Annotated in this window: 25 protein-coding genes and 1 pseudogene; 15 read left to right on the top strand and 11 right to left on the bottom strand. The window is 69.2% G+C overall.

Annotated elements, in window-relative coordinates:
* Positions 1 to 30 precede the first annotated feature (30 nt).
* Both FHX42_RS20675 and FHX42_RS20670 read left to right on the top strand, forming a co-directional pair.
* Positions 31 to 1,668, top strand: coding sequence for an acyl-CoA carboxylase subunit beta (locus FHX42_RS20675; RefSeq protein WP_182546071.1), 1,638 nt, complete (start codon positions 31 to 33; stop codon positions 1,666 to 1,668).
* A 73-nt stretch (positions 1,669 to 1,741) separates the two neighbouring features.
* Complete coding sequence (locus FHX42_RS20670) at positions 1,742 to 1,993, top strand: acyl-CoA carboxylase subunit epsilon (protein WP_182546070.1); 252 nt, start codon at positions 1,742 to 1,744, stop codon at positions 1,991 to 1,993.
* 147 nt (positions 1,994 to 2,140) lie between these two features.
* Here the strand turns inward: FHX42_RS20670 and FHX42_RS20665 are convergent, their stop codons facing one another.
* Complete coding sequence (locus FHX42_RS20665; RefSeq protein WP_220480609.1) at positions 2,141 to 2,395, bottom strand: hypothetical protein; 255 nt, start codon at positions 2,393 to 2,395, stop codon at positions 2,141 to 2,143.
* 170 nt (positions 2,396 to 2,565) lie between these two features.
* Complete coding sequence (locus tag FHX42_RS20660; protein ID WP_182546068.1) at positions 2,566 to 3,846, bottom strand: aminodeoxychorismate synthase component I; 1,281 nt, start codon at positions 3,844 to 3,846, stop codon at positions 2,566 to 2,568.
* A 54-nt stretch (positions 3,847 to 3,900) separates the two neighbouring features.
* On the opposite strand from FHX42_RS20660, the gene FHX42_RS20655 reads away from it, so the two are divergent.
* The 10 genes and pseudogenes from FHX42_RS20655 to FHX42_RS20615 all read left to right on the top strand — a co-directional run bounded on the left by FHX42_RS20655 (position 3,901) and on the right by FHX42_RS20615 (position 11,738).
* Positions 3,901 to 4,542, top strand: a complete 642-nt coding sequence (locus tag FHX42_RS20655) for a Maf family protein (protein ID WP_182546067.1) — start codon at positions 3,901 to 3,903, stop codon at positions 4,540 to 4,542.
* 64 nt (positions 4,543 to 4,606) lie between these two features.
* The gene (locus tag FHX42_RS27905; protein ID WP_407926284.1) at positions 4,607 to 4,684 is read left to right on the top strand and encodes a putative leader peptide; all 78 of its coding nucleotides are present in this window, start codon (positions 4,607 to 4,609) and stop codon (positions 4,682 to 4,684) included.
* Positions 4,685 to 4,826: 142 nt separating this feature from the next.
* Positions 4,827 to 6,168, top strand: a pseudogene (locus tag FHX42_RS20650) (dicarboxylate/amino acid:cation symporter).
* Positions 6,169 to 6,239: 71 nt separating this feature from the next.
* Positions 6,240 to 8,036, top strand: a complete 1,797-nt coding sequence (locus FHX42_RS20645) for an acetyl/propionyl/methylcrotonyl-CoA carboxylase subunit alpha (RefSeq protein WP_182546066.1) — start codon at positions 6,240 to 6,242, stop codon at positions 8,034 to 8,036.
* Positions 8,037 to 8,223: 187 nt separating this feature from the next.
* Complete coding sequence (locus FHX42_RS20640; protein ID WP_328796518.1) at positions 8,224 to 8,592, top strand: DUF1707 SHOCT-like domain-containing protein; 369 nt, start codon at positions 8,224 to 8,226, stop codon at positions 8,590 to 8,592.
* 40 nt (positions 8,593 to 8,632) lie between these two features.
* Positions 8,633 to 9,292 carry a DUF3558 domain-containing protein gene (locus tag FHX42_RS20635; RefSeq protein WP_182546065.1) on the top strand — a complete coding sequence of 220 codons (660 nt, stop codon included), beginning with the start codon at positions 8,633 to 8,635 and terminating at the stop codon, positions 9,290 to 9,292.
* A 65-nt stretch (positions 9,293 to 9,357) separates the two neighbouring features.
* Positions 9,358 to 9,495, top strand: coding sequence for a hypothetical protein (locus FHX42_RS20630; RefSeq protein ID WP_182546064.1), 138 nt, complete (start codon positions 9,358 to 9,360; stop codon positions 9,493 to 9,495).
* A gap of 167 nt (positions 9,496 to 9,662) precedes the next feature.
* Positions 9,663 to 10,034, top strand: coding sequence for a hypothetical protein (locus FHX42_RS20625; RefSeq protein ID WP_182546063.1), 372 nt, complete (start codon positions 9,663 to 9,665; stop codon positions 10,032 to 10,034).
* A gap of 28 nt (positions 10,035 to 10,062) precedes the next feature.
* Positions 10,063 to 10,929 (top strand): PPE domain-containing protein, encoded by an 867-nt coding sequence (locus FHX42_RS20620; protein WP_182546062.1) that lies wholly within the window; start codon positions 10,063 to 10,065, stop codon positions 10,927 to 10,929.
* A gap of 2 nt (positions 10,930 to 10,931) precedes the next feature.
* A complete protein-coding gene (locus FHX42_RS20615; protein ID WP_182546061.1) occupies positions 10,932 to 11,738 on the top strand; it encodes an ESX secretion-associated protein EspG in 807 nt (268 codons plus the stop codon).
* 153 nt (positions 11,739 to 11,891) lie between these two features.
* Here FHX42_RS20615 and glpD read toward each other — a convergent pair whose 3' ends face one another.
* Both glpD and FHX42_RS20605 read right to left on the bottom strand, forming a co-directional pair.
* Positions 11,892 to 13,589, bottom strand: coding sequence for a glycerol-3-phosphate dehydrogenase (glpD, locus tag FHX42_RS20610; RefSeq protein ID WP_328796541.1), 1,698 nt, complete (start codon positions 13,587 to 13,589; stop codon positions 11,892 to 11,894).
* Positions 13,590 to 13,726: 137 nt separating this feature from the next.
* Positions 13,727 to 14,530, bottom strand: a complete 804-nt coding sequence (locus FHX42_RS20605; protein WP_182546059.1) for a DeoR/GlpR family DNA-binding transcription regulator — start codon at positions 14,528 to 14,530, stop codon at positions 13,727 to 13,729.
* Positions 14,531 to 14,838: 308 nt separating this feature from the next.
* On the opposite strand from FHX42_RS20605, the gene FHX42_RS20600 reads away from it, so the two are divergent.
* Together FHX42_RS20600 and glpK are read left to right on the top strand one after the other, a co-directional pair.
* Positions 14,839 to 15,582: an MIP/aquaporin family protein gene (locus FHX42_RS20600; RefSeq protein WP_182546058.1), complete on the top strand. Its 744-nt coding sequence runs from the start codon at positions 14,839 to 14,841 to the stop codon at positions 15,580 to 15,582.
* 35 nt (positions 15,583 to 15,617) lie between these two features.
* Positions 15,618 to 17,123, top strand: coding sequence for a glycerol kinase GlpK (gene glpK / locus FHX42_RS20595; RefSeq protein WP_182546057.1), 1,506 nt, complete (start codon positions 15,618 to 15,620; stop codon positions 17,121 to 17,123).
* Between the two features lie 104 nt (positions 17,124 to 17,227).
* On the opposite strand, the gene FHX42_RS20590 is transcribed toward glpK, so the two are convergent.
* The 6 genes from FHX42_RS20590 to FHX42_RS20565 all read right to left on the bottom strand — a co-directional run bounded on the left by FHX42_RS20590 (position 17,228) and on the right by FHX42_RS20565 (position 21,963).
* Positions 17,228 to 17,563, bottom strand: coding sequence for a hypothetical protein (locus FHX42_RS20590; protein WP_182546056.1), 336 nt, complete (start codon positions 17,561 to 17,563; stop codon positions 17,228 to 17,230).
* Positions 17,564 to 17,724: 161 nt separating this feature from the next.
* Positions 17,725 to 18,090 carry a hypothetical protein gene (locus FHX42_RS20585; protein WP_182546055.1) on the bottom strand — a complete coding sequence of 122 codons (366 nt, stop codon included), beginning with the start codon at positions 18,088 to 18,090 and terminating at the stop codon, positions 17,725 to 17,727.
* A 31-nt stretch (positions 18,091 to 18,121) separates the two neighbouring features.
* Positions 18,122 to 18,679: a GNAT family N-acetyltransferase gene (locus tag FHX42_RS20580; RefSeq protein WP_182546054.1), complete on the bottom strand. Its 558-nt coding sequence runs from the start codon at positions 18,677 to 18,679 to the stop codon at positions 18,122 to 18,124.
* Positions 18,680 to 18,743: 64 nt separating this feature from the next.
* Complete coding sequence (locus FHX42_RS20575; protein ID WP_182546053.1) at positions 18,744 to 19,925, bottom strand: macrolide family glycosyltransferase; 1,182 nt, start codon at positions 19,923 to 19,925, stop codon at positions 18,744 to 18,746.
* A gap of 203 nt (positions 19,926 to 20,128) precedes the next feature.
* A complete protein-coding gene (locus FHX42_RS20570) occupies positions 20,129 to 20,521 on the bottom strand; it encodes a thiol-disulfide oxidoreductase DCC family protein (RefSeq protein WP_182546052.1) in 393 nt (130 codons plus the stop codon).
* 38 nt (positions 20,522 to 20,559) lie between these two features.
* A complete protein-coding gene (locus FHX42_RS20565; protein ID WP_182546051.1) occupies positions 20,560 to 21,963 on the bottom strand; it encodes an NAD(P)H-quinone dehydrogenase in 1,404 nt (467 codons plus the stop codon).
* Between the two features lie 163 nt (positions 21,964 to 22,126).
* Between FHX42_RS20565 and FHX42_RS20560 the strand changes: the two genes are divergently transcribed.
* The gene (locus FHX42_RS20560) at positions 22,127 to 22,579 is read left to right on the top strand and encodes a gamma-glutamylcyclotransferase (protein WP_182546050.1); all 453 of its coding nucleotides are present in this window, start codon (positions 22,127 to 22,129) and stop codon (positions 22,577 to 22,579) included.
* 32 nt (positions 22,580 to 22,611) lie between these two features.
* On the opposite strand, the gene FHX42_RS20555 is transcribed toward FHX42_RS20560, so the two are convergent.
* Positions 22,612 to 23,283 carry a hypothetical protein gene (locus FHX42_RS20555; protein ID WP_182546049.1) on the bottom strand — a complete coding sequence of 224 codons (672 nt, stop codon included), beginning with the start codon at positions 23,281 to 23,283 and terminating at the stop codon, positions 22,612 to 22,614.
* Positions 23,284 to 23,304 lie beyond the last annotated feature (21 nt).

The raw sequence follows: 23,304 nt of genomic DNA, 5'->3' as shown, positions 1-23,304 counted from the left end.
TCGCCGACGGCGCTGGCTAGGGTACCGGGTATGAGTAGTGCGTCTGAGCCGATTGGCGAGCCGCCCGCCGGCGAGCCGGACATCCACACCACCGCGGGCAAACTGGCAGACCTGTACCGGCGGAACGACGAGGCCGTGCACGCGGGTTCGCAGCGCGCGGTGGACAAACAGCACGCCAAGGGCAAGAAGACGGCCCGGGAACGCATCGACGTGCTGCTGGACGCCGGTTCGTTCGTCGAGCTCGACGAGCACGCCCGGCACCGCTCGACGAACTTCGGGATGGAGCAGACCCGCCCCTACGGCGACGGGGTGGTCACCGGCTACGGCACCGTCGACGGGCGGCAGGTGTGCGTGTTCAGCCAGGACTTCACCGTCTTCGGCGGCAGCCTGGGCGAGGTCTTCGGCGAGAAGATCGTCAAGGTGATGGACCTGGCCCTGAAGACCGGCTGCCCGCTGATCGGCATCAACGACTCCGGCGGAGCGCGCATCCAGGAGGGCGTGGCCGCCCTCGGGCTCTACGCCGAGATCTTCAAGCGCAACACCCACGCCTCCGGCGTGATCCCGCAGATCTCGCTGATCATGGGTCCGTGCGCGGGCGGGGCGGTGTACTCCCCGGCTATCACCGACTTCACCGTCATGGTCGACGAGACCTCGCACATGTTCATCACCGGGCCGGACGTGATCAAAACCGTCACCGGCGAGGACGTCAGCTTCGAGGAGCTCGGCGGCGCGCGCACCCACAACTCCAAATCGGGAAACGCGCACTACATGGCCACCGACGAGCAGGACGCGATCTCCTACGTCCAGGAGTTGCTGTCCTTCCTGCCGGTCAACAACCTCTCCGAGCCGCCGGTCTTCGACGCCGAGATCGAGTCCGGGGCCGTGGCCGATGCGGTCACCGACGCCGACCGCGAGCTGGACACCCTGGTTCCGGACTCGCCGAACCAGCCCTACGACATTCACGAGGTGCTCAACCGGGTTCTCGACGACGGCGAGTTCCTGGAGGTCTCCAGCCTGTTCGCACCGAACATCGTGGTCGGATACGGCCGGGTCGAGGGCCACAGCGTCGGGGTCGTGGCCAACCAGCCCACCCAGCTGGCCGGCACCCTGGACATCGACGCCAGCGAAAAGGCCGCGCGCTTCGTGCGCACCTGCGACGCGTTCAACATCCCCGTGCTGACCTTCGTCGACGTGCCCGGGTTCCTGCCCGGTACCGACCAGGAGTGGAACGGCATCATCCGGCGCGGGGCCAAGCTGCTGTACGCCTACGCCGAGGCCACCGTCCCGCTGGTCACCGTCATCACCCGCAAGGCCTACGGCGGTGCCTACGACGTGATGGGGTCCAAGCACCTGGGCGCCGACATCAACCTGGCCTGGCCCACCGCCCAGATCGCGGTGATGGGGGCGCAGGGAGCGACCAACATCCTCTACCGGCGCCAGCTGTCCGAGGCCGCCGAACGCGGCGAGGACGTCGAGGCCCTGCGCGCGCAGTTGCAGCAGGATTACGAGGACACCCTGACCAATCCCTACGTGGCCGCCGAACGCGGCTACGTCGACTCGGTGATCCCGCCCTCCCACACTCGCGGCCAGCTCGCCCGCTCACTGCGCATGTTGCGCACCAAGCGCGACAGCCGGCCCGCGAAGAAGCACGGCAACATCCCGCTGTAAGCGTCAGTGGTGGGCGCCGGGGCGGCCCCGGCGCCCGCATCCTCCTCTGCGAACGAATCCGAAGGAGATCTCCTTGACTGACGAGCACGCCGACGAACCCGCCCGTCCCGTGCTGCGCGTCGTCCGCGGCAGCCCGGACGACGCCGAGATCGCGGCTCTGACCACGGCGCTGGCCGCCGTGGCGGCGTCGAACGCGGGTGAGCCGGAACGCGACAGCGGGCTGTCTATGTGGGCCGACCGCGCGGCTTCGCTGCGCTACCCGGGCGGCAGGCGGCCGCTGCGGCCCGGACCGAACGGGTGGCGCTCCTCGGCGCTGCCGATCTGACCCGCACCGTTTCCGCTGCGGGTCGGCGCCACCAGCCGTACACCCGGTAGGGCACGACCATCGGGACGACGACGCTCGCCACGCCCGCCAACGTGGCCAGCCTGCCGACTTTGACGGGGTCGTGCACCCCGCCGAAACCGAGGACGATCAGAAACGTGACCCGACGGGCAGCAGCAGGGATGGCGACGCGATGAACAGGTAGAACGGCTCGACGAGCAAGACGAACACCACACCGCGCAGGGCCCCGGTCGTGCAGCCGAACACGCCGGAACACGGTGGTCCATCGCCGGTGACGACGGCGTAGAGCACCCACCCGACAGGAATCGGGACCAGCACGGCGAGGTACCAGAAGAACGCGGTCATCGCGGCGCGCGCCCCGGGGAGGTGGACCGGCGTCGGCAACCTCCTGCCCACCGGGGTGACTCGTCGGCCCCGGTGGCTCCGACTCCCCCGTCACCGGGTCCGGACCTCACGTCGTCGTCCATGCCTTCATCTTCGCCGCGCGGAAAGCAGCGGCCCCGGACGTGATCGGATCGAGACGGTCGGATTACCGAGCCCACGAGGGGTCCTGATCAGCCGGACGACTCCAGCAGGGAAAGCAGTGGCGCCGCCTTGGTCAGGCACTCCTGCCACTCCTGCTCGGCTTCGGAGTCGGCCGTGATGCCGCCGCCGACTCCGAAGCGCAGGACGCCGCCGGAGTACTCCAGCGTGCGAATGGCCACGTTGAGCTCGGTGCCCCCCACCGGTGAGGCCATTCCCACCGCGCCGCAGTACACCTCGCGCGGCTCGGTCTCCACGTCGGCGATGACCTCCAGCGCACGCACCTTCGGCGCCCCCGTGACCGAGGCGGGCGGAAAGGTCGCCTCCAGCACCCCGGAGGTCGGCACCGAGTCCGCGACCTCGGCACGGACCTCGGAAACCAGGTGCCACACGCCCGGGTGGGGCTGCACTTCGAGGAGGCGTGGCGTGGTGACGCGGCCGATCCGAGCCACCCGTCCCAGGTCGTTGCGGGCCATGTCGACGATCATCACGTTCTCGGCCACGTCCTTGGTGGACTGCCGCAGCACCTCGCGGTTCCCTTCGTCGCAGGCTCCTCTGCGGGGTGTCGTGCCCTTGATCGGACTGCTGCGGACGACGGAGCCGTTCCGGGACAGGAACATCTCCGGGGACAGCGACGCCACCGCACCCCAGTCCCCCGCGACGTAGGCCGCACGCGCGGGCCGCAGGCGTTCGCTGCCCACCGCGAACAAGTCCAGCGGAGCTCCGTCGAACGGTAGCGAGAACCGGCTGCAGATGTTGGCCTGGAATATCTCGCCCGCCGCGATTTCCTCGACGCAGCCGTGCACCGCCTTGTGATGCGTTTCGCGGTCGGGCCGGGACAACGGACCGACCTCCCACGACGGTGGCTCCTCGTCGACTGCCCCCACCAGCTCGCCGAGCTCCACGAACAGCTCGTGCGGCGGTTCCTCCGCGCCCAGCGCCTCGAACCACCACTGCCCTTCCGCGTCGCGCCGCAACACGTGGTCGGCCCATCCCCACGCCGCGCGCGGCAGCTCCCGTTCCCGGGGAAACCTGCCGGGGTCGGTCAGCCCGTATCCCAGGTATCCGATCCAGCCACCCCCGACCGCACCGGGCGGCCCCGCCACGTCCGGGAGATCGTCGAGCGTGGTGAACGCGTCGGCTTCGGCGGGGGGCACGGTCACGGACGGGGCGAGCACGGCGCCACCACCGAACCAGTCCCCCGTCAGGGCCGCCGGTGGCGGCAGACCACGGCGACGCGCCCGGGAGGCGAGTCGCCGCAGTACTCGCTCGGCGGCCGCGCTGCCGCTGATCGGTCGAACAAAAACACGCACGTACCCAGTATGCCGCCACGACTCGGCACCGCGGCGACTCGCTACAGTCGTCGGATGCGCTTCGTCCTGGCTTCAGCCTCGCCCGCCCGCCTGTCCGTGCTGCGCTCCGCCGGTGTCGACCCGGTGGTTCGGGTCTCGGGAGTCGACGAGGACGCCGTGACGGCGACGCTGACCGACCCCACTCCCGCGGAGCTGGTCACCACCCTGGCCGAGAGCAAGGCCGATGCCGTCGCCGCTGCCGTGGCCACCGAGCACCCGGACGCGGTGGTCGTGGGCTGCGACTCGATGCTGTCGACCGGCGGGGAGGTCGTGGGCAAACCCGCCACCGCCGAGGTGGCCCGGCGCCGCTGGCGGGAGATGGCCGGGGGAAGCGGTGAGTTGCTCACCGGCCACGTCGTCCTGCGGATGCGTGGCGGAGTGGTCGTCGAGCGTGCTCGTGACCACCTGACGACCACCGTGCGCTTCGGCGAGCCGACCGAGGCCGAGTTGGACACCTACCTGGCCAGCGGGGAGCCGCTGGCCGTGGCCGGGGGGTTCACCCTCGACGGCCTCGGTGGCTGGTTCGTCGAGGGAGTCGACGGCGATCCCTCCAGCGTGATCGGGATCAGCCTGCCCCTGACCCGCAAGCTGCTGGCCCGGGTCAACGTGAGCGCGGTGTCGCTGTGGACGACCTCCACCGCTCCGGCGTCCGAGTGAACGAGAACACAATTCGGTTTCACCGGGAAGAAAGTGAACTCCGCCGCGGTTGCTCGGAACCGCTATGGGAGCTGATCGGTACCTGACACGACGCCTGCACGTCGATCTGCGACGGCAGGCCAGTTGTGTCTGTCGTGGGTGAGTTACCGGCGACTCTCGCCGGACGACGACTCCTGCCCCACGGCGTCACCGAAGCGCCGTAGTTCATCGACTTCCGGGAGAACCCCGTGTCCGAAGCTCAACCGGCACCCGCACGCAGATCCCGCTTTCGCTTCAACCCGAAGATCTTCGCCGTGGCCGTGCTGGCCTCGCTCTTCGTCGGAGCCCTGGTGGGTTGGATCGCCGGACGAACCGACGCGCGATGGCTGATCACGACACTGGACACCGTCGGCTCGACCTTCACCAACCTGCTGACCTTCATGGTGCTGCCGCTGATCTTCACGGCGATCGTGGTCGGCATCGACAGCCTGCGCTCCCTCGGCGGGGGACGAACGGCGGCACGGCTCGGCGGTAAGACGGCCCTGTGGTTCGCCGTCACCTCGCTGATCGCGGTGTCGATCGGACTGCTCATCGGCATCGTGTCGCGAGCGGGCCAGGGCCTCGACGTCAGCCCCACGCGGGACAACGTCACCGCGGTCGACGACATGAGCAGCGGCTCCTGGCTCGACCTGATCACCGGCCTGGTCCCGGAGAACCTGTTCAAGGCGTTCTCCGAGGGGGAGACCCTGCAGGTGGTGTTCATCTCGCTGATCGTCGGAGCGGCCGCCTACAGCCTCGGTGACAAGGCCAAGCCGTTCGTCGACTTCAACCGCTCCGCCTTCGAGATCATCCAGCGGGTGCTCGGCTGGATCATCCGACTGGCCCCGCTGGGCATTCTCGGACTCATCGGCAACGCCGTGGCCTCCTACGGCAACCGGTTCCTCGGCCCGCTGTTCGTGTTCGCCGCCGCGGTCTTCCTCGGGTGCGCACTCGTGCTGTTCGTGGTCTACCCGCTGCTGCTGCGGTTCGTGGCCAAGGTGAGCCCGACGAAGTACTTCGGCAAGTCCTGGACCGCGCTGCAGTTCGCGTTCGCCTCCGGCTCCTCGGGCGCGACCCTGCCCCTGACCCGCCAGACGACCGTGAACCTCGGGGCGAAGCCCGCCTACGCGAACTTCGCCGTCCCGCTGGGCACGACCACCAAGATGGACGGCTGCGCGTCGGTGTACCCGGCACTGGCGGCGATCTTCATCGCGAACATGTTCGGCATCCAGCTCGGCGTCGTGCAGTACCTGACGATCATCTTCGTGGCCGTTTTCGGCGCGATCGCCACAGCCGGGGTCACCGGCTGGTTCACCATGCTGACGCTGACCGTCGGGGCGCTGGGCTTTCCCCCCCTCGGTGATCGCCACCGGCATCGCGATCGTCTACGCCATCGATCCGATCCTGAACATGATGCGGACCATGACCAACGTGGGCGGCCAGATCGCCGTTCCGCTCATCGTGGCGCGGGGCGAGGGGATCCTCGACGACGAGCGGCTGGCCACCCCGAGCGCTCCGCCACTGCTCTCGGACGATGACGACGAGCCCGCCCCGGGTGAGTCCTCCGACAACACCGACGAAGCGGTCCCGGAAACGGCCCACGGGTGACTACTGACCAATCGAGCAGGACGAACGCCTAGACTCTGAGGTGTCGTCGGTGTCGTTACAGGAGGTACGGGGTGCCCGAGCAGAACTCCACCACGAGCGTACGGCTGCGCAAGGTGTTGGTGGCGAATCGTGGTGAGATCGCGGTGCGGGTGATGCGGGCCTGTGCCGACGAGGGAATCGGCAGCGTGGCGGTGTACGCCGAACCGGATGCCGAGGCCCCGTTCGTGCGGCTGGCCGACGAGGCGTTCGCACTGGGCGGTGCCACCGCGGCCGACTCGTACCTGGACATCGACAAGGTGATCGCGACGGCCAAGCGCGCGGGGGCGGACGCGGTGCACCCGGGTTACGGGTTCCTGTCGGAGAACGCCGACTTCGCCCAGGCCGTGCTGGACGCGGGGCTGGTGTGGATCGGTCCGGCGCCGCAGGCGATCCGGGACCTGGGTGACAAGGTCACCGCCCGGCACATCGCCACCCGGGCCGGAGCACCGTTGGTGCCGGGCACCCATGACCCGGTGGGCAGCGCCGACGAGGTGGTCTCCTTCGCCTCCGAGCACGGCTTGCCGGTGGCGATCAAGGCCGCGTTCGGCGGGGGTGGCCGCGGGCTGAAGGTCGCCCGCACGATGGAGGAGATCCCCGAGCTGTTCGACTCCGCGGTGCGCGAGGCCGAGGGCGCCTTCGGCCGCGGCGAGTGCTTCGTGGAGCGCTACCTGGACCGTCCCCGGCACGTGGAGGCCCAGGTGCTGGCCGACCAGCACGGCACCGTGACCGTGGTGGGCACGCGGGACTGCTCACTGCAGCGGCGGCACCAGAAACTGGTCGAGGAGGCCCCCGCCCCGTTCCTGTCCGACGATCAGCGTGAACGGATCCACAGCGCGTCCAGAGCGATCTGCGCCGAGGCCGGCTACTCCGGGGCCGGAACGGTGGAGTTCCTCGTCGGCAACGACGGCACGATCTCGTTCCTCGAGGTCAACACCCGACTGCAGGTCGAGCACCCGGTTTCGGAGGAAACCACCGGCATCGACCTGGTCCGCCAGCAGTTCCGCATCGCCGAGGGCGACGAGCTGGCCTACACGAGTGATCCCGCCCCGCGGGGGCACTCCATCGAGTTCCGCATCAACGGCGAGGACGCCGGGCGCGGTTTCCTGCCCACCCCGGGCACCGTGGAACGGCTCAACTGGCCGGCCGGCCCCGGGGTGCGCATCGACGCCGGAGTGGAGTCCGGCACCGTCATCGGTGGTCAGTTCGACTCGCTGCTGGCCAAGGTGATCGTCACCGGTGACAGCCGCGGGCAGGCGTTGCAGCGGTCGCGGCGCGTGCTGGCCGAGATGCGGGTGGACGGCCTGGCCACCGTGCTGCCGTTCCACCGGGCCATCGTCGAGGACCCGGCCTTCGCCGCCGACTCCGGCGCCGAGTCGTTCACCGTGCACACCCGCTGGATCGAGACCGAGTTCGACAACACCATCGAGCCGCACCCCGGCCCCACCCCGCCCGAGGAGGCCGAGCCGCGCCAGCAGATCACCGTCGAGGTCGGTGGCCGGCGCATGGAGGTCAGCCTGCCCGCCGAGCTCGCCGCTCCCGCACCTGCCGGCGGCGGTGGTGGCGCGGCCAAGCCGCGCAAGCGCAACACCGGTGGCGGCGGGGCCGCGGCGTCCGGCAACGCCGTCACCGCTCCCATGCAGGGCACCGTCGTCAAGATCACCGCTTCCGACGGCGACCACGTCGAAGCCGGGGACCAGATCCTGGTGCTGGAAGCCATGAAGATGGAAAACCCCGTCAACGCCCACAAGTCCGGCACCATCAGCGGCCTCAAGGCCCAACCCGGCGACAGCCTCAGCCAGGGAACAACCCTCTGCGACATCACCGACTGAACGACTCTCCGACGATGTGGTTACCCGGTTTCGCGCGAAACCGGGTAACCATCCGACAAGGATGGGTGGTTACCTCTTCGGGGGCTGTCTCGGCACCGGCGTTTCGGGACGGAACAACCCGCCCGAAAAAGCAAGTGGCGCTGCCGACCCGTGCCATTCCGGCGCGGTGGCCACTAGGATGGACGGGGTGAGCAAGGGGCGAGGTCGGGATTTGCGGGTCGGCCACCCGGAACGGGAGCGTGCGATCACGCTGCTCGGCGAGCACATGTCCGCCGGTCGGCTCGATGTCGCGGAGTTCGACCACCGCTGTGAGCGGGTTGCCGTGTCCCAGTACGAGTCCGACATCCGAGCGTTGTTCGACGATCTGCCCGAACCACGCCCGGCGGATGCGGCCCCGGCGCCGAGGTCCTCGGGGTCGAAGCCCTCGGGTCAGCTCGTCCTCGGGATCTGCCTGGTCACCATGGTGCTGGTCCTGGCCGTCGTGGCCAAGCAGGCCTGGCTGCTCGTGATACTCCTCCTCGGCGGCACGCTCTGGTTCACACGCCGACGCGACTGATCCGTGACGCACCGGGTGACGGTTCGACTACGGTGAACGCATGTACAGCTCGCAGACGGCCGCGGGGCGCCGGCTGTCAGGGATGCTCGCGGTCGGAGTGCTCCTGCTGAGCGGATGCGGCCACCTCCGGACCGAGAACGCCGCGAAAACCGTGATGCCCCCACCGCCGGAACCGGTTCCGTTCGCACCGTCCACAGCTCCGCCCCTGCCCCCACGCCCGTCCGAGATCCCCCTGGACGACTTCGATCCGTGCGCACTGCTCACCGCCGACCAGCGCGCCCAGCTGGGGTTCGACCGCGATCCGCTACCCGGTGTCGAGGCCGGCTTCGGCGACGCCGCCACCTGCAGTTACCGCAACAGCACGGTGAAGGTGGGAGCCAGGTTGTCCCTGGTGACCGTCGAGGGCATCGAGGTGTGGACCAGCGAAACCGCGCAGGTCCGGACCACACCCGTGGTGACCAGCGAGTTCCCGGCGCTGGTGATCCGCACCCCCGAGCTGGACCTGGCCTGCAACGTGGCGGTCGACGTCGCCGAGGGCCAACACCTCGACGTGCTGTACCGGGACGACGGCGCTCACCCACCCCCGCCGCTGGACCAGCTCTGCGCTGGGGCGAAGCGCGTCGCCGAAGCCGCCGTCACCAGTCTCGCCCGGACACGGTCCCCGGAGTCCACCCCCGCCGCTTCGAGCGACTGGGACTAGCCCGCGCCCGAAGGCTCCACATGAAGATCAGAATTCGGGCTCCGGTGCCGGCGTGAGCATGCGGTGTGGTCGCCAATGTCGGCGTCGCAGCGGGCATGACCGCCGAACCGGTGGCCGGATGGAACCAGGCCACGGTGCTCACCGCCGGGCTCTCGCCGGTGGGAGCCGTCGTCGTGGCCGCGCTCAGCGTTCGCCACCCCTGAAAAACCACAGCTCCGGACGGCCGGGTCGCGGGTCGATCTTGAATGGACGGATCCGCGCGAACCGTTCATCCGTGACACGAAAGACACTCACCGCGTCCGCCACACTCCCCAGCGTCATGATTACGGTCTACAGTGAACCCGGCGTCGACAACCGGGAGGGGTAACACGTGCCGTCGAGCTCACAGTGGAACGCGGGGTCGTCGGACCCCGCCCTGCCCGATTCCACGTCCGTCACGGTCGAGCCGTCCGCGATTCCGGGCCTGGTCAGCGCCCTGCAGTCGTCCTTGGACTCCCTCGGGGTGCAGATCGAGCACGCGATCACCGAGTTGCGGATCCGCCCGTGGGCCGGGGATCCCGTCAGCGCCACCACCGCCGAGCGGTTCAACGATCGCTCGGTCGGTGGCCCGGAGGCCGCCCTGACGGCGCTGTACGACTACCGTGATCAACTCCAGTCCGCGGCCGAGGCATTGGAGCTGGCCGACGAGCGCTACACCGATGTCGAGGACACCAATGCGGCCCGGCTGAACCGGGAGTACTGACCCCAATCACGGCGAGGGAAGGGACCGGATGAGCGACCACCGGTGGCAGGGTTACTCCCATTCCGAACTGTTCGCCCAGATCCACGACGGTCCGGGTCCGCAGGCTTCCGGCGCATCCGTACAGCGATGGGCCGAGCTGAGTCGAGCGCTCGGGCAGGTCGACACCGATCTGGCCACCGCGCTGTCCACCGCGCTGGCGGGCTGGCGGGGAACGGCGGCGGAAAGTGCTCGCGACAGCCTGCACCCGCTCGGCGAGTGGGCGCAGCAGGCCCGCGACTCGGCGCAGCGGATGCGTGAACGCACCGAGCAGCAGGCGGATTTCATCGCCAAGGCCCGCGCGGACATGCCTCCACCGATACCGGTGACTTCGGAGGAGCCGAGCACGGCCACCTCCCTGTTGGTGCACCTGTTCGGTGGACAGACCGACTACGAGCAGCAGGAGGCCCGCCAGAACGCCGCCGAGGAGCGCGCGTTCGAGGTGATGCGGACCTACCAGGCCTCCTCCGAGGCCAACACGACCTCGCTGGCCTCGTTCTCACCACCGCCGAAGCTCGTCGTCGACGCTCCGGCCGGCACCCCGGCAACCGGTTCACCCGGGCAGCAGCACGTCACCATCACCTGGGGCGGTACCGCGGCGCACCCGGCCGGTCCCGGGAACACCGCCCGGAGCGGCTCGGCCACGGCGGGCGGGGAACGCTCCGGGCGAGCGGCGACATCCCCGGACACTTCCCGGGCAGGCTCCTCGGGAGGCCGGTCCGCGCGCCGCCACGACCGTGCCGAAGACGACGAGCACGCCGAACGAATCGAGCCCGCCGTCACCGAGGAGATCGGTGAGCAGGGCGGATTCTTCGACGAGCCGCGCACGCTGACCCGTCCCGTGATCGGTGAGCCTTGACCATGACGGTGATCGACGAGGCCGACCGGGCACGGCCGGTCGCGCTGTCCGCTCTCGAATTCGACGTGCTGGCCGAGTACCTGGGCATCGAGGCGGTTCCGCTGGTGCTGAAGGTCCCGTCCCCGGGACGCACCCACACCGAACGGGCCGAGCTGGTCGACTCGGCATGGGAGTCGCTGTCAGCACGCGGCCTGGGACGACCGAACCGGCTGGATCCGGAACTGGAACGAATGCTGCGCCTGCTCGTGCGGCCACGGCGCGAGGTCGACGGGCGGATGTGGTTCGGCCGCAGCGTCCGACTGCTCGCGGCGGGCGCCGAGCCGGGTGAGTCCGAGCAGGCGGTGCTGGTGGTCAAGGACGGCGACACGCTGACACTGCGACAGGCGGCGGCCACCGGACTGGCGCGGGAGGCCGTTCACCAACTCCCCGCCCTCCGTCCGGGGCCGGGCAGGTCGGTGACGCTGCGCAGCGTCGACCTCGACGCCGCCGCGGAAACGAGCTACGACATCGAAACACTGCGCATGGCACTACGGCGCTACGGAGTCCGCGCCGACGACGCCGGGACGCTCACGCGGATGGCCGCGGAAGCGGGAAACCGGGGACAGTTCGGCGCGGCGGCGCGGGACCGGCTCGGTCGCCGGGTCCGCGCCGCGCACGTCATCGGGTTCTTCGACTCCCCGCACGGTCGCTACGTGCAACTACGCCGGAACTCCCCTTCCGGGGATCCGTGGAGCACCATCGCGCCGGTCGACTCCAAGCGCCTGATCGGGCACGTCGAGGAACTCCTCACCGAAGTCACCCTCACCTGATCGAGGAGCACCCGTCCTTCCACAGGTACGCGGTGGTGCGATTTTCCCTAAAGTTGTGGCACAAGTTTAGGGAAAATCGCACAAACCCCCGGCACGGACGGGCCCAGCTCTGGCCCCACCCACACCGCGACGCGGATCGAACCGTGAACCCCGTCAGCTCACCGGCTCGCTGATCTCCCGGCGCACCTCGGGGGCCGCCGCCCGCCGCTCGTCGGCGGCCTGGTCATCGGGCTGGATCTGCGAGTCCCGTTCCGCCTCGACGCGGGCCTGGTAGACCTCCACCTCGTGAGCGATGCGCTGCTCGTCCCAGCCCAGCTGCTCCGCCATGAGCCGGGCCACCGGCTCGGCGCTGTCCACACCCCGATGCGGGTACTCGATGGAAATCCGAGTACGCCGCGTGAGCACGTCCTCCAGGTGGAGAGCGCCCTCGTGGCTGACGGCGTAGACCACCTCGACCTGCAGGTATTCCGCCGCCTCGGGCACGGCCTTGAGCAGCTCGGGGCGCTCGTCGGCCAGCGCCAGCACGTCGGGGGTCATCGCCCCGTAGCGGTCCAGCAGGTGCCGAATGCGGTACGGGTGCAACCCGTACTCGGACGCGAGCTGGTCGGCCTGGTTGACCAGCGCGTGGTACCCGTCGGCCCCGAGCAGCGGCACCCTGTCGGTGATCGACGACGCGATGCGGCCGGAGACGTCACCGGCGACCGCGTCGACCGCGTCGGCGGCCATGACCCGGTAGGTCGTGTACTTGCCCCCGGCGATGGCGACCAGGCCGGGCGCCACCCGCGCCACCGCGTGCTCCCGCGAGAGCTTCGAGCTCTCGTCGCTCTCACCGGCCAGCAGGGGGCGCAACCCGGCGTAGACGCCCTCGATGTCGTCCTGGGTCAGCGGTGTGGCCAGCACCGAGTTGACGTGCTCGAGCACGTAGTCGATGTCGGCGCGCGTGGCGGACGGGTGCGCCAGATCCAGGTTCCAGTCGGTGTCGGTGGTGCCGATGATCCAGTGGTTGTCCCACGGAACCACGAACAGCACGGACTTCTCGGTACGCAGGATCATGCCGGTCTCGGCGACGATGCGGTCCCGGGGCACCACGATGTGCACCCCCTTGCTCGCCCGCACCCGGAACCTGCCCCGGCCACCGGACAGCCGCTGCAACTCGTCGGTCCACACGCCGGTCGCGTTGATCACGGCCTGCGCCCGCACCTCCGTCTCGCTGCCGTCCTCGGCGTCGCGGACCCGGACACCGGCGATCCGGTCGGCGTCGTGGAGAAACTCGACCACCTGCGTGGAGGTGCGGACGACGGCACCGTAGCGGGAGGCGGTGCGAGCCACCGTCATGGTGTGCCGCGCGTCGTCGGCCTGAGCGTCGTAGTAGCGGATCCCACCGACCATCGCGTCGCGCTTGAGCGCGGGAACCATGCGTTGCGCCCCCGCCCGGGTCAGGTGCTTCTGCCCGGGAACGGAGCGCGCGCCGCCCATCGTGTCGTAGAGCAACAGCCCCGCGGCCGTGTACGGGCGCTCCCACACTCGACGGGTCAGCGGGTAGAGAAAACTGACCGGCTTGACCAGGTGCGGGGCGAGCCGGGTCAGCATCAGCTCCCGCTCGTGCAACGCCTCGCGCACCAGGGAGAACTCCAGCTTCTCCAGGTAGCGCAGTCCACCGTGGAACAGCTTGCTGGAACGGCTGGAGGTCCCGGCCGCCAGATCCCTGGCCTCCACGAGCGCGACCTTCAGGCCGCGCGTGGCCGCGTCCAGCGCGGCTCCCGCACCGGTCACCCCGCCGCCGATCACCACGACGTCGAACTCCTCGGAGCCCAGCCGGTGCCAGCTCTCGGCGTGGTCCTGCGGTCCGATCCTGCCCTCGACCCTGGCGGTATCGGCTCTGTTGTTGGACACAGCGTCCTCCTCGCTCGTCTCGCCACCACCGGCTGGTACCGCCTAGCACTGTCGGTGGTCATCATGCCCGACACGCACGATTCGCGCGTGCCACGTCACCGCCCGTCGCCACCGGCCTGTTCAACGGTGGCTCCGCGTTCGCGCAGGAGCTCGATCTCCGACGACGGTGTCCGGTCGTCGACGATCACGACGTCGAAGTCCTCGGCGGGAGCCACCGCGTGCAGCGCACGCCTGCTGAACTTCGTGTGATCGACGTAGAGCACCTTGCGGCTGGCCGAAGCCAGCATGGCCTTCTTGAGCTGCACCATCTCCTGCTGCGGGTAGAAGCACACCCCGTCGGTCACGGCCGAGACCGACATGATCGCCAGGTCGACCCGCATCCCGCGCAGCGCTTCCAGTGCCATCCCGCCCACGAAAGCATCGGCCCACGGCAGGTAGTCACCGCCGACGGAGATCAGATGAATCCCCTGCTGAGCGACCAACTCCCCGAACACGCCGCGATAGTTGGTCACCACCGTCAGCGGAATGCTCTCGGGCAGCATCCGGGCCAGATACACCCCCGTGGTGGAGTCGTCGAGCATCAGAGCCTGCCCCGGTTCGACGAGAGCGGCCGCCGCACGGGCCACCTGCTCCTTCTCCGCCGCGTTCTGCTGCAACCGGTACTCGGAAGCCGCCTCGTACAGCAGGGAGGAGGCAGCCGAGACGTACCCGCGGTTGCGGTGCACCAATCCCTGCGACTCCAGGTCGGCCAGGTCCCGGTACACGGTCATGGCGCTGGTACCCACCGTCGAGACCAGATCGTCGATGCGCATGTTGCCCTCGGCCATGACCAGCTCGGTGATCCTGCGCCTGCGGTCCTGCTGCCGACCTGACGGGCGCCTGCCCGGCGTCGTCGTCATCTGAGTTCCCCTCGCACCACGCTCTTCCATCGACGGGATCCATCCTCCAACGCCCGGTCCGGGGTCCGCGGCGCCGCCTGACGATCAACAGCTTCGAACTACGCCGAGCTTCCGCACCCAATCACTGATCTCGATAAAAACATCATGACACGGGTATTGCAATGTTTGTTTTCACACTACTACCGTGACTTCACTCTTCGGGCTAAGCCCCTCGCCCGAGCACTGTCAAGACAAGGAGGTGGTGCGACGATGCACCTCTGTTCCACAAGGCGGACCCCAGCGCGTGAGGCATCCAAGAGGAGCCGAGCATGAGCGCCGCCGAGATCATGATCTGGGAGATCATGGGGACCGCCACGCTGACCCTGCTCGGCTGCGGCGTGGTCGCGAACGTGACCCTGCGTCGGACGCTCGGTCACGACGGGGGATGGTTGCTGGTCAACTTCGGTTGGGGCTTCGCCGTCTTCGCCGGAGCCAGCGTCGCGTCCCCCACCGGAGCGCACATCAACCCCGCCGTCACCTTCGGGCTCGCCGTCAACGGCCAGCTCGACTGGGGCCAGGTGCCGATCTACCTGCTCGCCCAGCTGATCGGTGGCACACTCGGTGCCGTGCTGTGCTGGGCGGCCTACAAACTGCAGTTCGACACCCACGACGATCCGGGCAACACGCTGGGCATCTTCGCCACCGCCCCGACCGTGCCGAACAAGCCGTGGAACCTCGTCACCGAGGTCATCGGCACCTTCGTCCTGGTGCTCTGGATCATCCTCACGCCCGGCCTCGAAAGCGGCGCCGCCGGTATCACCGACTTCGGCAACTCCGCGCTCGGCTACGCCGGCGTCGCCTTCATCGTCATCTCGATCGGCAACTCCCTGGGAGGACCCACCGGTTACGCGATCAACCCCGCCCGTGACCTCGGACCGCGCATCGCCTACGCGCTGCTGCCCATCCGCGGCAAGGGCGGCGCGGACTGGGGTTACTCGTGGGTACCCATCCTCGGACCGATTCTGGGCGGAGTACTCGCCGGAGGGCTCGCCTCGATCCTTCCCGCAACCTGATCCGCACCGATCCCCCAGTCACGGAAAGGCAAGCAATGGCCTCCTACATCGCAGCCATCGACCAGGGCACCACCTCCAGCCGCTGCATGATCTTCGACCATGCCGGACAGGTCGTGTCCGTCGATCAGCTCGAACACCGTCAGATCATGCCGCGCGCCGGCTGGGTCGAGCACGACCCGGAGGAAGTCTGGAGCAACGTCCGACAGGTCTGCGCGGGCGCGCTGGCCAAGGCGGACCTGGTGCTGTCCGAGATCGCAGCCGTCGGGATCACCAACCAGCGCGAGACAACGGTGATCTGGGACAGGACCACCGGTAAGCCGGTCTACAACGCGATCGTGTGGCAGGACACCCGCACCGACGGCATCGTGGAGGAACTCGCCGCGCTCGGCGGCGGCAAGAGCCGCTACCACTCCAAGACGGGCCTGACGCTGTCGCCGTACTTCTCCGGCACCAAGATCCGCTGGATCCTGGACAACGTGGACGGCGTCCGCGAACGCGCCGAGCGCGGTGAGCTGATGTTCGGCAACATGGACACCTGGGTGCTGTGGAACTCCACCGGGGGCACCGAGGGCGGCCTGCACGTCACCGACCCCACCAACGCCTCCCGCACCCTGCTGATGGATCTGGAGACGCTGGCCTGGGACGCCGACATCTGCGCCGAGCTCGGCATCCCGATGTCCCTGCTTCCCGAGATCCGCTCCTCCTCGGAGGTCTACGGCTACTTCCGCGAACGCGGTGTCTTCGGCGGACTGCCGATCGCGGGCATCCTGGGCGACCAGCAGGCGGCGACCTTCGGTCAGGCCTGTCTGATGCCGGGAGAGGCCAAGAACACCTACGGCACCGGCAACTTCCTGCTGCTCAACACCGGCAACGAGCCGGTGCTCAGCGAGAACGGACTGCTCACCACGGTCGGTTACAAGATCGGGGACCAGGACGCCGTCTACTGCCTGGAGGGGTCCATCGCGGTGACCGGATCCCTGGTGCAGTGGGTGCGCGACAACCTCGGGATGATCGGCAGTTCACCCGAGATCGAACAGCTCGCCGCATCGGTGGAGGACAACGGCGGCGCCTACTTCGTCCCCGCGTTCTCCGGTCTGTTCGCACCGCACTGGCGTTCCGACGCGCGCGGGGCGATCGTCGGCCTGACCCGATTCGTCGACCGCGGGCACCTGGCCCGGGCCGTGCTGGAGGCGACCGCGTTCCAGACCCGCGAGGTCATCGACGCGATGAACGCCGACTCGGGCGTGGAGCTGAAGTCGCTGAAGGCCGACGGCGGCATGGTGATGAACGAGCTGCTCATGCAGTTCCAGGCCGACATCCTCGGGGTTCCCGTGATTCGCCCGGTGGTCAACGAGACCACCGCGCTGGGTGCGGCCTACGCGGCCGGTCTCGCCACCGGCTTCTGGGCCGGGGAGCACGACATCAGGGCTAACTGGGCCCAGGACAAGCAGTGGGACCCGCTGATGCCCGAGGACCGGCGCGCCAGCGAGTACAGCAGCTGGAAGAAGGCCGTCACCAAGACCTTCGACTGGGTTCCCTAAGTACCTTCGGGCTCCCAAGAACCCAGTCGTTCGACTGGGTGGAACGAGGCCGGAAGCAACCGCGTACCCCGGCATGCACAGCAGGCCGGGGTACCGCGTACCGGTCAGGACGTGGCGGCGACCGTCGAACCGGCGTTGATCGCCTTGGCGAGGTCGAGCACGGCCAAGTCCAAGCTCAACCACCCCCGCGGAGGCAGCGGCGCGGTCGGCGCGGACTTCACCGTCCGCACCAGGGAAACCACCCCGGAAGCACTCGACTTGTCCAACACCTGAGCGGCCTCGGCCACGTCCCGCCACTCCTGCGCCGTCTCCTCGGTGAGCACGAGGCGCTGCCGGATCCGATGCACGAGGGCATCCACCGCCTGCACGGCCTCGGCCGGAACCGTCTCCAGCCCCTCGAGGTGGGACATGGCCTGCCGGATCTGCTCGTCGGGCCCCATCGCTCTCCCGCTCGCTTCGCCGTCTTACCGCCGGGGCACTTCACCCGGACGAAACTCGACCCCGACATGCTAGCCAGTACCCGCTCGCGGCCCCACTGGCGGCACCGTGCACGACGGGGCGCGACCACCGGTTGAAGCCGGTCGGGCACCACCACGTCGGGTCACTCGCAGCTGTACCCGGCACCGGGCCGGCACGGCGCGTTCGTCCGCTCGATCCGATGGTTGAACTCGCGATCGACGACGTCGGCCGAGTCGGCCCCCACGGCGCCGACCACCACCGCGACCAGCCCCAGCACCATTCCGGCCAGCGCCACCGCGCTCGTCGTACGGATGTAGCCGAAAGCACCGCACAGGGCCGCCACCGCCCCGCACGCGAAGCTCACCTGTTCGGTGAAAGGCACCAGTCCGCTCACGACCCCGATGAACGCCAGCACTACCGAGGCGAGAACGTAGCCGTCGTTGTCCTCCGGTCTCGCCGGAGCACTGCCCGCGCCCTCTTGAGTGTCTTCGTGTTCTTGGGTGATCACTGCATGTGAATCGATCCCGGACGGTGTGGTGTTACCTCTCCCCCGCGCAGGCGGTCGCCACCCGGCGCCAGACGAGCTCCACTCCGTCCTGGGCGGAGCTCGTCGATTCCTCCGGAGCCCGGCGCTCGACCTCGGTGAAGCCGAGCCGCTCCGGTACCGCACGACTGCGGACGTTGGCCGTGTCGTGCACGATCTCCACCCGCTGAGCGCCGATCCGGAACGCCTCGTCGGTCAGGGCGGCAGCCGCACGGGTGGCGATGCCCCGGCCGGTGTGGGCGTGATGCAGCCAGTAACCGATCTCCAGCCCGCCCGGACCTATCCGCGCCATCAAGCAGCAACAACCGACGATCCCGCCTTCCTCGGACAGGATCGCGTAGTTGAACGCGTCCCCGTTCCGCCAGTCGGATTCGCACCGCGTCAGGTACTGGACGGCGGAATCGCGGTCGTAATCCCCGGACGCCCACGGCATCCACGGTGCGAGGTGCTCCCGTGACTCCGCGATCGCGCGAAGCACCTCGTCCGCATCGTCGGCACGCCAACGACGTAGTCCAACACCGTCGTGGTTCAGTTGTTCGGCCGGCTGATCCATGTGGTCAGTCTGCGCACGGTCCCGGGTTCGCGACACCGATTTTTCGCCGCTCGAAGCCGTCCGGTCACAAGTGCTCCTCGAGGATCTCGACCGCCCGGCCGAGACCGCCCGACTCGTGGATCTCGCGCCGCATCTCGTCCAGGCGCGCCCGGACGTCCTCGTCGGAGCACACGCTCAGCAGTGCTTCGCGCAGTCCTTCGGCGGTCACTTCCTCCCGGGGAACGTGCCGGCCGAGTCCGAGTTCGGCGATCCGGGGCGCGTTGATGAACTGGTCGGTGGCCTGGGGAACGGCGATCAGCGGTACACCGTGGTACAGGGCCTCCATCGTGCCGCCCATGCCCGCGTGCGTGATGAAAGCGTCGGCCCGCGACAGTATTCGCAGCTGCGGCACCCACTGGCGCACCTCGAAGTTCGCGGGCAGCTCACCGAGATCGGCCGGGTCGACGAACCTGCCCACCGACAGCACCACGTGCCAGTCGAGATCGGCGTAGGCGCGCACGCACTCGCGGTAGAAGTCGAGCTGGTCGGTGTAGGCCGAACCCAGCGAGATCAGCAGCACCGGCCGGTCGTCCGGTGCCTGCCAGTCCCCCTGGGAAGACCGTTCGCTCAGCAGCGGCCCCACGAAGGTGTAGGAGTCGGCGACGGCATCACCCCGGTGCTGGAACGAGCGCGGGATCGTCACGATGCAGCGTCGCGGAGTCATGACGTCCGTGGCCGTCATTTCCACGCCCTGGTTGCCCAGGAACTCGTCGAAGCGGGCGTGGAACTCCGCCATCCGCGGATCCTGCTGGACCTCGGCCCAGTGGGGATCGTCCTCGATTCCTTCGAAGGCGACGTGGGTCGGGGACAGCTGCACGCACGGCACGCCCCACTTCGCGGCGAGGATCGGTGCCTGCCAGCCGGCGATGTCGTGGACGATCAGGTCCGGCCGGTCGCCGTCGTAGGCGTCCTCGATCTGCGGCAGGACGGCGACCAGCTCGTCCAGGAACATGTTCGTTCCCGTTACCGCGTCCTCGGGCCACTGCTCTTCCGGATCGTTCTCCGAGGGCAGCGTCGACTCGTAGACCACCGGTGCCGCTCCGGCGGTGGCGACCTGCGGGGCGAACTCGTCGCTGATCGCGTAGGTGACCCGGTGACCACGCTCGACGAGCTCGGTGACCAGTCCGAGCCCGGGATTGACGTGTCCGTGCGCGGGCGCGGCCATGAAGGCGATGTGCGCGGGTTCGGGACAAGCTTTCTCGGCCATGAGGCACTACTCCTGATTCGGGAAACCTCGCTCCGGGACGGAGCGTCGACGGGCGGGCACGGCCCGCACCGGAGGAAGAGACGTCGCGGGCGCTCCTGCGACGTCGGGATCAGCCGTCCTCGGCTGCCGGAATCAGCGGTAGTACTGGTAGAAAGCCACGTCCACACGCTAGCCGATGCGGCCCACCTCTCGCCTCCCCTTTTTCACGCCCCCGCGCCGGGGCGCCGCTCCGGAGGAAGCTGGCAGGCGGGAGTCGTTCCCGGCAGGCGATGGCGGTTCTCCGAAACCCGCCGATACACCCAGTCGGCGATCGTGCGCACCACGGGAGCGCTCAGGATCATTCCGACCGATTCCCAGGGGCCACCGCAGTGCTTGAGCAGTTCGGCCACGGCCGAGGCACCGCCGAACACGCGGCGGGTCTCATCGACCCAGAGCACCTCGTGGCGCGCACGGTCCTCGGTCACGCGCAGTTCGGCCAAGTCGGCTTCCTGCCAGGGAACGAGACGCGCCTGGACGGGCAACTTCTCGGTCAACCGGGCACTACGCGTGCAGAACCCGCAGTCACCGTCGTAGATCAGTGCGGGAAGTTCGGGCATCGCCGCCCAGTCTCCACGGTGCCCGGTCCCCCCGCACCTCAGTCGAGGTCGTCGTGACGCATGAGCTGGCGACCGGCCTCGGTCAGCGAGCCCGACAGAGCCGGATACACGGAGAACGTGTTGGCCAGGTCCTCCACGGTCACCTGGTTCTGCACGGCCATCGCCAGTGGCAGGATCAGCTCGCTGGCGTCCGGCGCCACGACGACACCACCGACCACCACACCCGTGGCCGGGCGGCAGAAGACCTTGAGAAAGCCCCGGCGCAGTCCCTCCATCTTCGCGCGCGGGTTCGTCGCCAGCGGAAGCATCACGGTACGGGCGGGGACCTCGCCCGATTCGATCGACTGCTGGCTGATGCCGACCGTGGCGATCTCCGGGTGCGTGAAGACGTTCGCCGCGACCGTCTTGAGCTTGATCGGGCTCACGCCCTCGCCCAGCGCGTGCCACATCGCGATGCGGCCCTGCATCGCCGCGACGGAAGCCAACGGCATCACGCCGGTGCAGTCACCGCCCGCGTAGATGCCGGGAACCTGCGTCCGTGAAACCCGGTCCACCGAGATGTAACCACCGCGGTCGGTCTCGATGCCGACACGGTCCAATCCGATGTCGGAGGTGTTGGGCACCGAACCGACCGTCATCAGCGCGTGGCTGGCCTCCAGCTCGCGCCCGTCGGCCAGCTGGATCGACACTCCGGACTCGGTGCGCTCGATGCGTTGCGCCCTGGCGTACTTGACGACCTCGGTGTCCCGTTCGGCGAAGACCTCCTCCAGCACGGCGGCCGCGTCGGCGTCCTCGTGCGGCAGCACCCGGTCCCGGCTGGAAACCAGCGTCACCTTCACGCCCATCTCGGCGTAGGCGGAGGCGAACTCGACACCGGTGACCCCGGATCCGATCACGGCCAGGTGCTCGGGCAACTCGTGGAGATCGTAGAGCTGGCGCCAGGTCAGGATCCGTTCCCCGTCGGGATCGGCTCCGGGCAGCACGCGCGGGGTTCCCCCGGTGGAGAGCAGCACGACGTCGGCGACCAGGTCCTCCTGGCCCCCGTCGAGGAGCTCGGCCCGCACGTGGTGCTGGGCCAGTCCCTGCCGTTCGTTGATCAACCGTGCGTGGCCGCCGAGAATCCGTACGCCCTCACGACGCACCCGGGAGCGGATGTCCGCCGACTGGGCCAGCGCCAGTCCCTTCACGCGGCCGTGGACCACCGCGGAGTCCACCTCGGCCTCGCCACCCTTGATGTGGATGCCGAGTTCCTGACTGTTGCGCAGCGACGAACGCGCCCCGGCCGAGGCGATGAACGTCTTCGAGGGCACGCAGTCGTAGAGCACACACGCCCCACCCAGACCCTGCGACTCGATCAGTGTCACGTCCGCGCCGTTCTGCGCGGCGACGAGGGCCGCCTCGTATCCCGCCGGCCCACCTCCCATGATGACGACACGGGTCACTCCTGCTGTCCTCCTCGTACCGGGCCTGTGGGGCGACGGGTCAACGGTACGCTGCAGCAAAGCCGTTGTGGGGGAGCGGCACCACCGAATCGGGTGAGCTTCACCTCCGAAATACGGCCACGTCCACCCGACAGAGCGTCGCGATGTCGTTATCCTGTGAGCCGTGCCGCTCTACGCCGCCTACGGGTCCAACATGGACCCGGCCCAGATGAAGGACCGAGCCCCGCACTCGCCAGTGGCGGGCTCCGGTTGGCTCATGGACTGGCGGCTCACTTTCGGTGGTGAGAACCTCGGTTGGGAAGGCGCTCTCGCCACGATCGTCGAGTCCCCCGGATCCCAGGTCTTCACCGTGCTCTACGACGTCAGTCCCGAGGACCAACCCCAGCTCGACCGGTGGGAAGGCTCCGAGCTCGGGATCCACAAGAAGCTCAAGATGCGGATCCAGACCCTGGACGGACCCGTCCTGGCCTGGCTGTACGTCCTCGACGCCTACGAGGGCGGACTCCCCTCCGCGCGCTACCTCGGCGTGATCGCCGACGCCGCCGAGGCGGCCGGAGCTCCCGCCGACTACGTCGAGGAGCTACGCAACCGCCCCTGCGACAGCCTCGGCCCCTAGTCTCCCGCGGGGCGTCTCTCGGCCGGGGACTACTACGGAGGCGATGAGAGCCGCTCAGCAGGTTCCCGGAGGGACTCCCGCTCCACGGTCGGGTCGCGAGCCAGTTCCAGCAGTGCGGTTGCCCTTCGCGTCCCTCTGCGGTCGACGCGACGATCGATCCGTTCGGCGACGAGGCCCCGCAGTTGCTCGGCGCTGGCCCGGGGCAGCCTGCCCAGCGCCTGCTCCAGGCAGGCCAGTGCCCTGCGCTGCGGCCCGCCGCACAGCAGCTCGGCCAGCGCCACGTCGAGGGCGTGCACCCGGAGTCCGTCCAGCTCGACCACCTCGGATTCCCTGATCGAGGCCTGGCGCACGGCCAACCCCGAACGGGAACGCAACTGGCGGTCGTAGGGAATGGTGACCTCCGTGACCGGAACCGTTCCCGTCGAGCATCCGTGCAGGGCAGCCGCCGTCAGGCCGGACAACACCGCTGCGGGTCCCGCGCGCAGCAGTGCCGCCGCACCACGGGTGGTCGACTCGTTCCGGCATCGGCCCGGCACGACCACCCCGGGCCAGAGTTCCACCCATTCCCGACGAGCGAGCGCTTCCCGCAGGCCGTCCGGGCCGAACAGGTGTGCCGCTTCGGTACGCGACAACGCCCGGTACCGGGAGTGCTCGGCGGCGGAGGTGTGCCGTTCCGGGGCGGAGGTGGCGATATTCGAGCTCATACCGAAAAGAGGCCGCCGCAG

The organism is Halosaccharopolyspora lacisalsi, assembly GCF_014137975.1.
GTDB classification, from domain to species: Bacteria; Actinomycetota; Actinomycetes; order Mycobacteriales; family Pseudonocardiaceae; genus Halosaccharopolyspora; species Halosaccharopolyspora lacisalsi.
The sequence above is the reverse complement of the archived record's forward strand: the minus strand, read 5'-3'. Positions and strand labels throughout refer to the sequence as shown.

What these genes read in the sequence shown, in the direction of transcription:
- FHX42_RS20675 (WP_182546071.1), top strand. Translation starts at nt 31, where the DNA reads ATGAGTAGTGCGTCTGAGCCGATTGGCGAGCCGCCCGCCGGCGAGCCG.
- FHX42_RS20655 (WP_182546067.1), top strand. Translation starts at nt 3,901, where the DNA reads ATGCGCTTCGTCCTGGCTTCAGCCTCGCCCGCCCGCCTGTCCGTGCTG.
- FHX42_RS27905 (WP_407926284.1), top strand. Translation starts at nt 4,607, where the DNA reads ATGGGAGCTGATCGGTACCTGACACGACGCCTGCACGTCGATCTGCGA.
- FHX42_RS20635 (WP_182546065.1), top strand. Translation starts at nt 8,633, where the DNA reads ATGTACAGCTCGCAGACGGCCGCGGGGCGCCGGCTGTCAGGGATGCTC.
- FHX42_RS20620 (WP_182546062.1), top strand. Translation starts at nt 10,063, where the DNA reads ATGAGCGACCACCGGTGGCAGGGTTACTCCCATTCCGAACTGTTCGCC.
- FHX42_RS20615 (WP_182546061.1), top strand. Translation starts at nt 10,932, where the DNA reads ATGACGGTGATCGACGAGGCCGACCGGGCACGGCCGGTCGCGCTGTCC.
- FHX42_RS20605 (WP_182546059.1), bottom strand. Translation starts at nt 14,530, where the DNA reads ATGACGACGACGCCGGGCAGGCGCCCGTCAGGTCGGCAGCAGGACCGC.
- FHX42_RS20600 (WP_182546058.1), top strand. Translation starts at nt 14,839, where the DNA reads ATGAGCGCCGCCGAGATCATGATCTGGGAGATCATGGGGACCGCCACG.
- glpK (WP_182546057.1), top strand. Translation starts at nt 15,618, where the DNA reads ATGGCCTCCTACATCGCAGCCATCGACCAGGGCACCACCTCCAGCCGC.
- FHX42_RS20590 (WP_182546056.1), bottom strand. Translation starts at nt 17,563, where the DNA reads ATGGGGCCCGACGAGCAGATCCGGCAGGCCATGTCCCACCTCGAGGGG.
- FHX42_RS20580 (WP_182546054.1), bottom strand. Translation starts at nt 18,679, where the DNA reads ATGGATCAGCCGGCCGAACAACTGAACCACGACGGTGTTGGACTACGT.
- FHX42_RS20575 (WP_182546053.1), bottom strand. Translation starts at nt 19,925, where the DNA reads ATGGCCGAGAAAGCTTGTCCCGAACCCGCGCACATCGCCTTCATGGCC.
- FHX42_RS20570 (WP_182546052.1), bottom strand. Translation starts at nt 20,521, where the DNA reads ATGCCCGAACTTCCCGCACTGATCTACGACGGTGACTGCGGGTTCTGC.
- FHX42_RS20555 (WP_182546049.1), bottom strand. Translation starts at nt 23,283, where the DNA reads ATGAGCTCGAATATCGCCACCTCCGCCCCGGAACGGCACACCTCCGCC.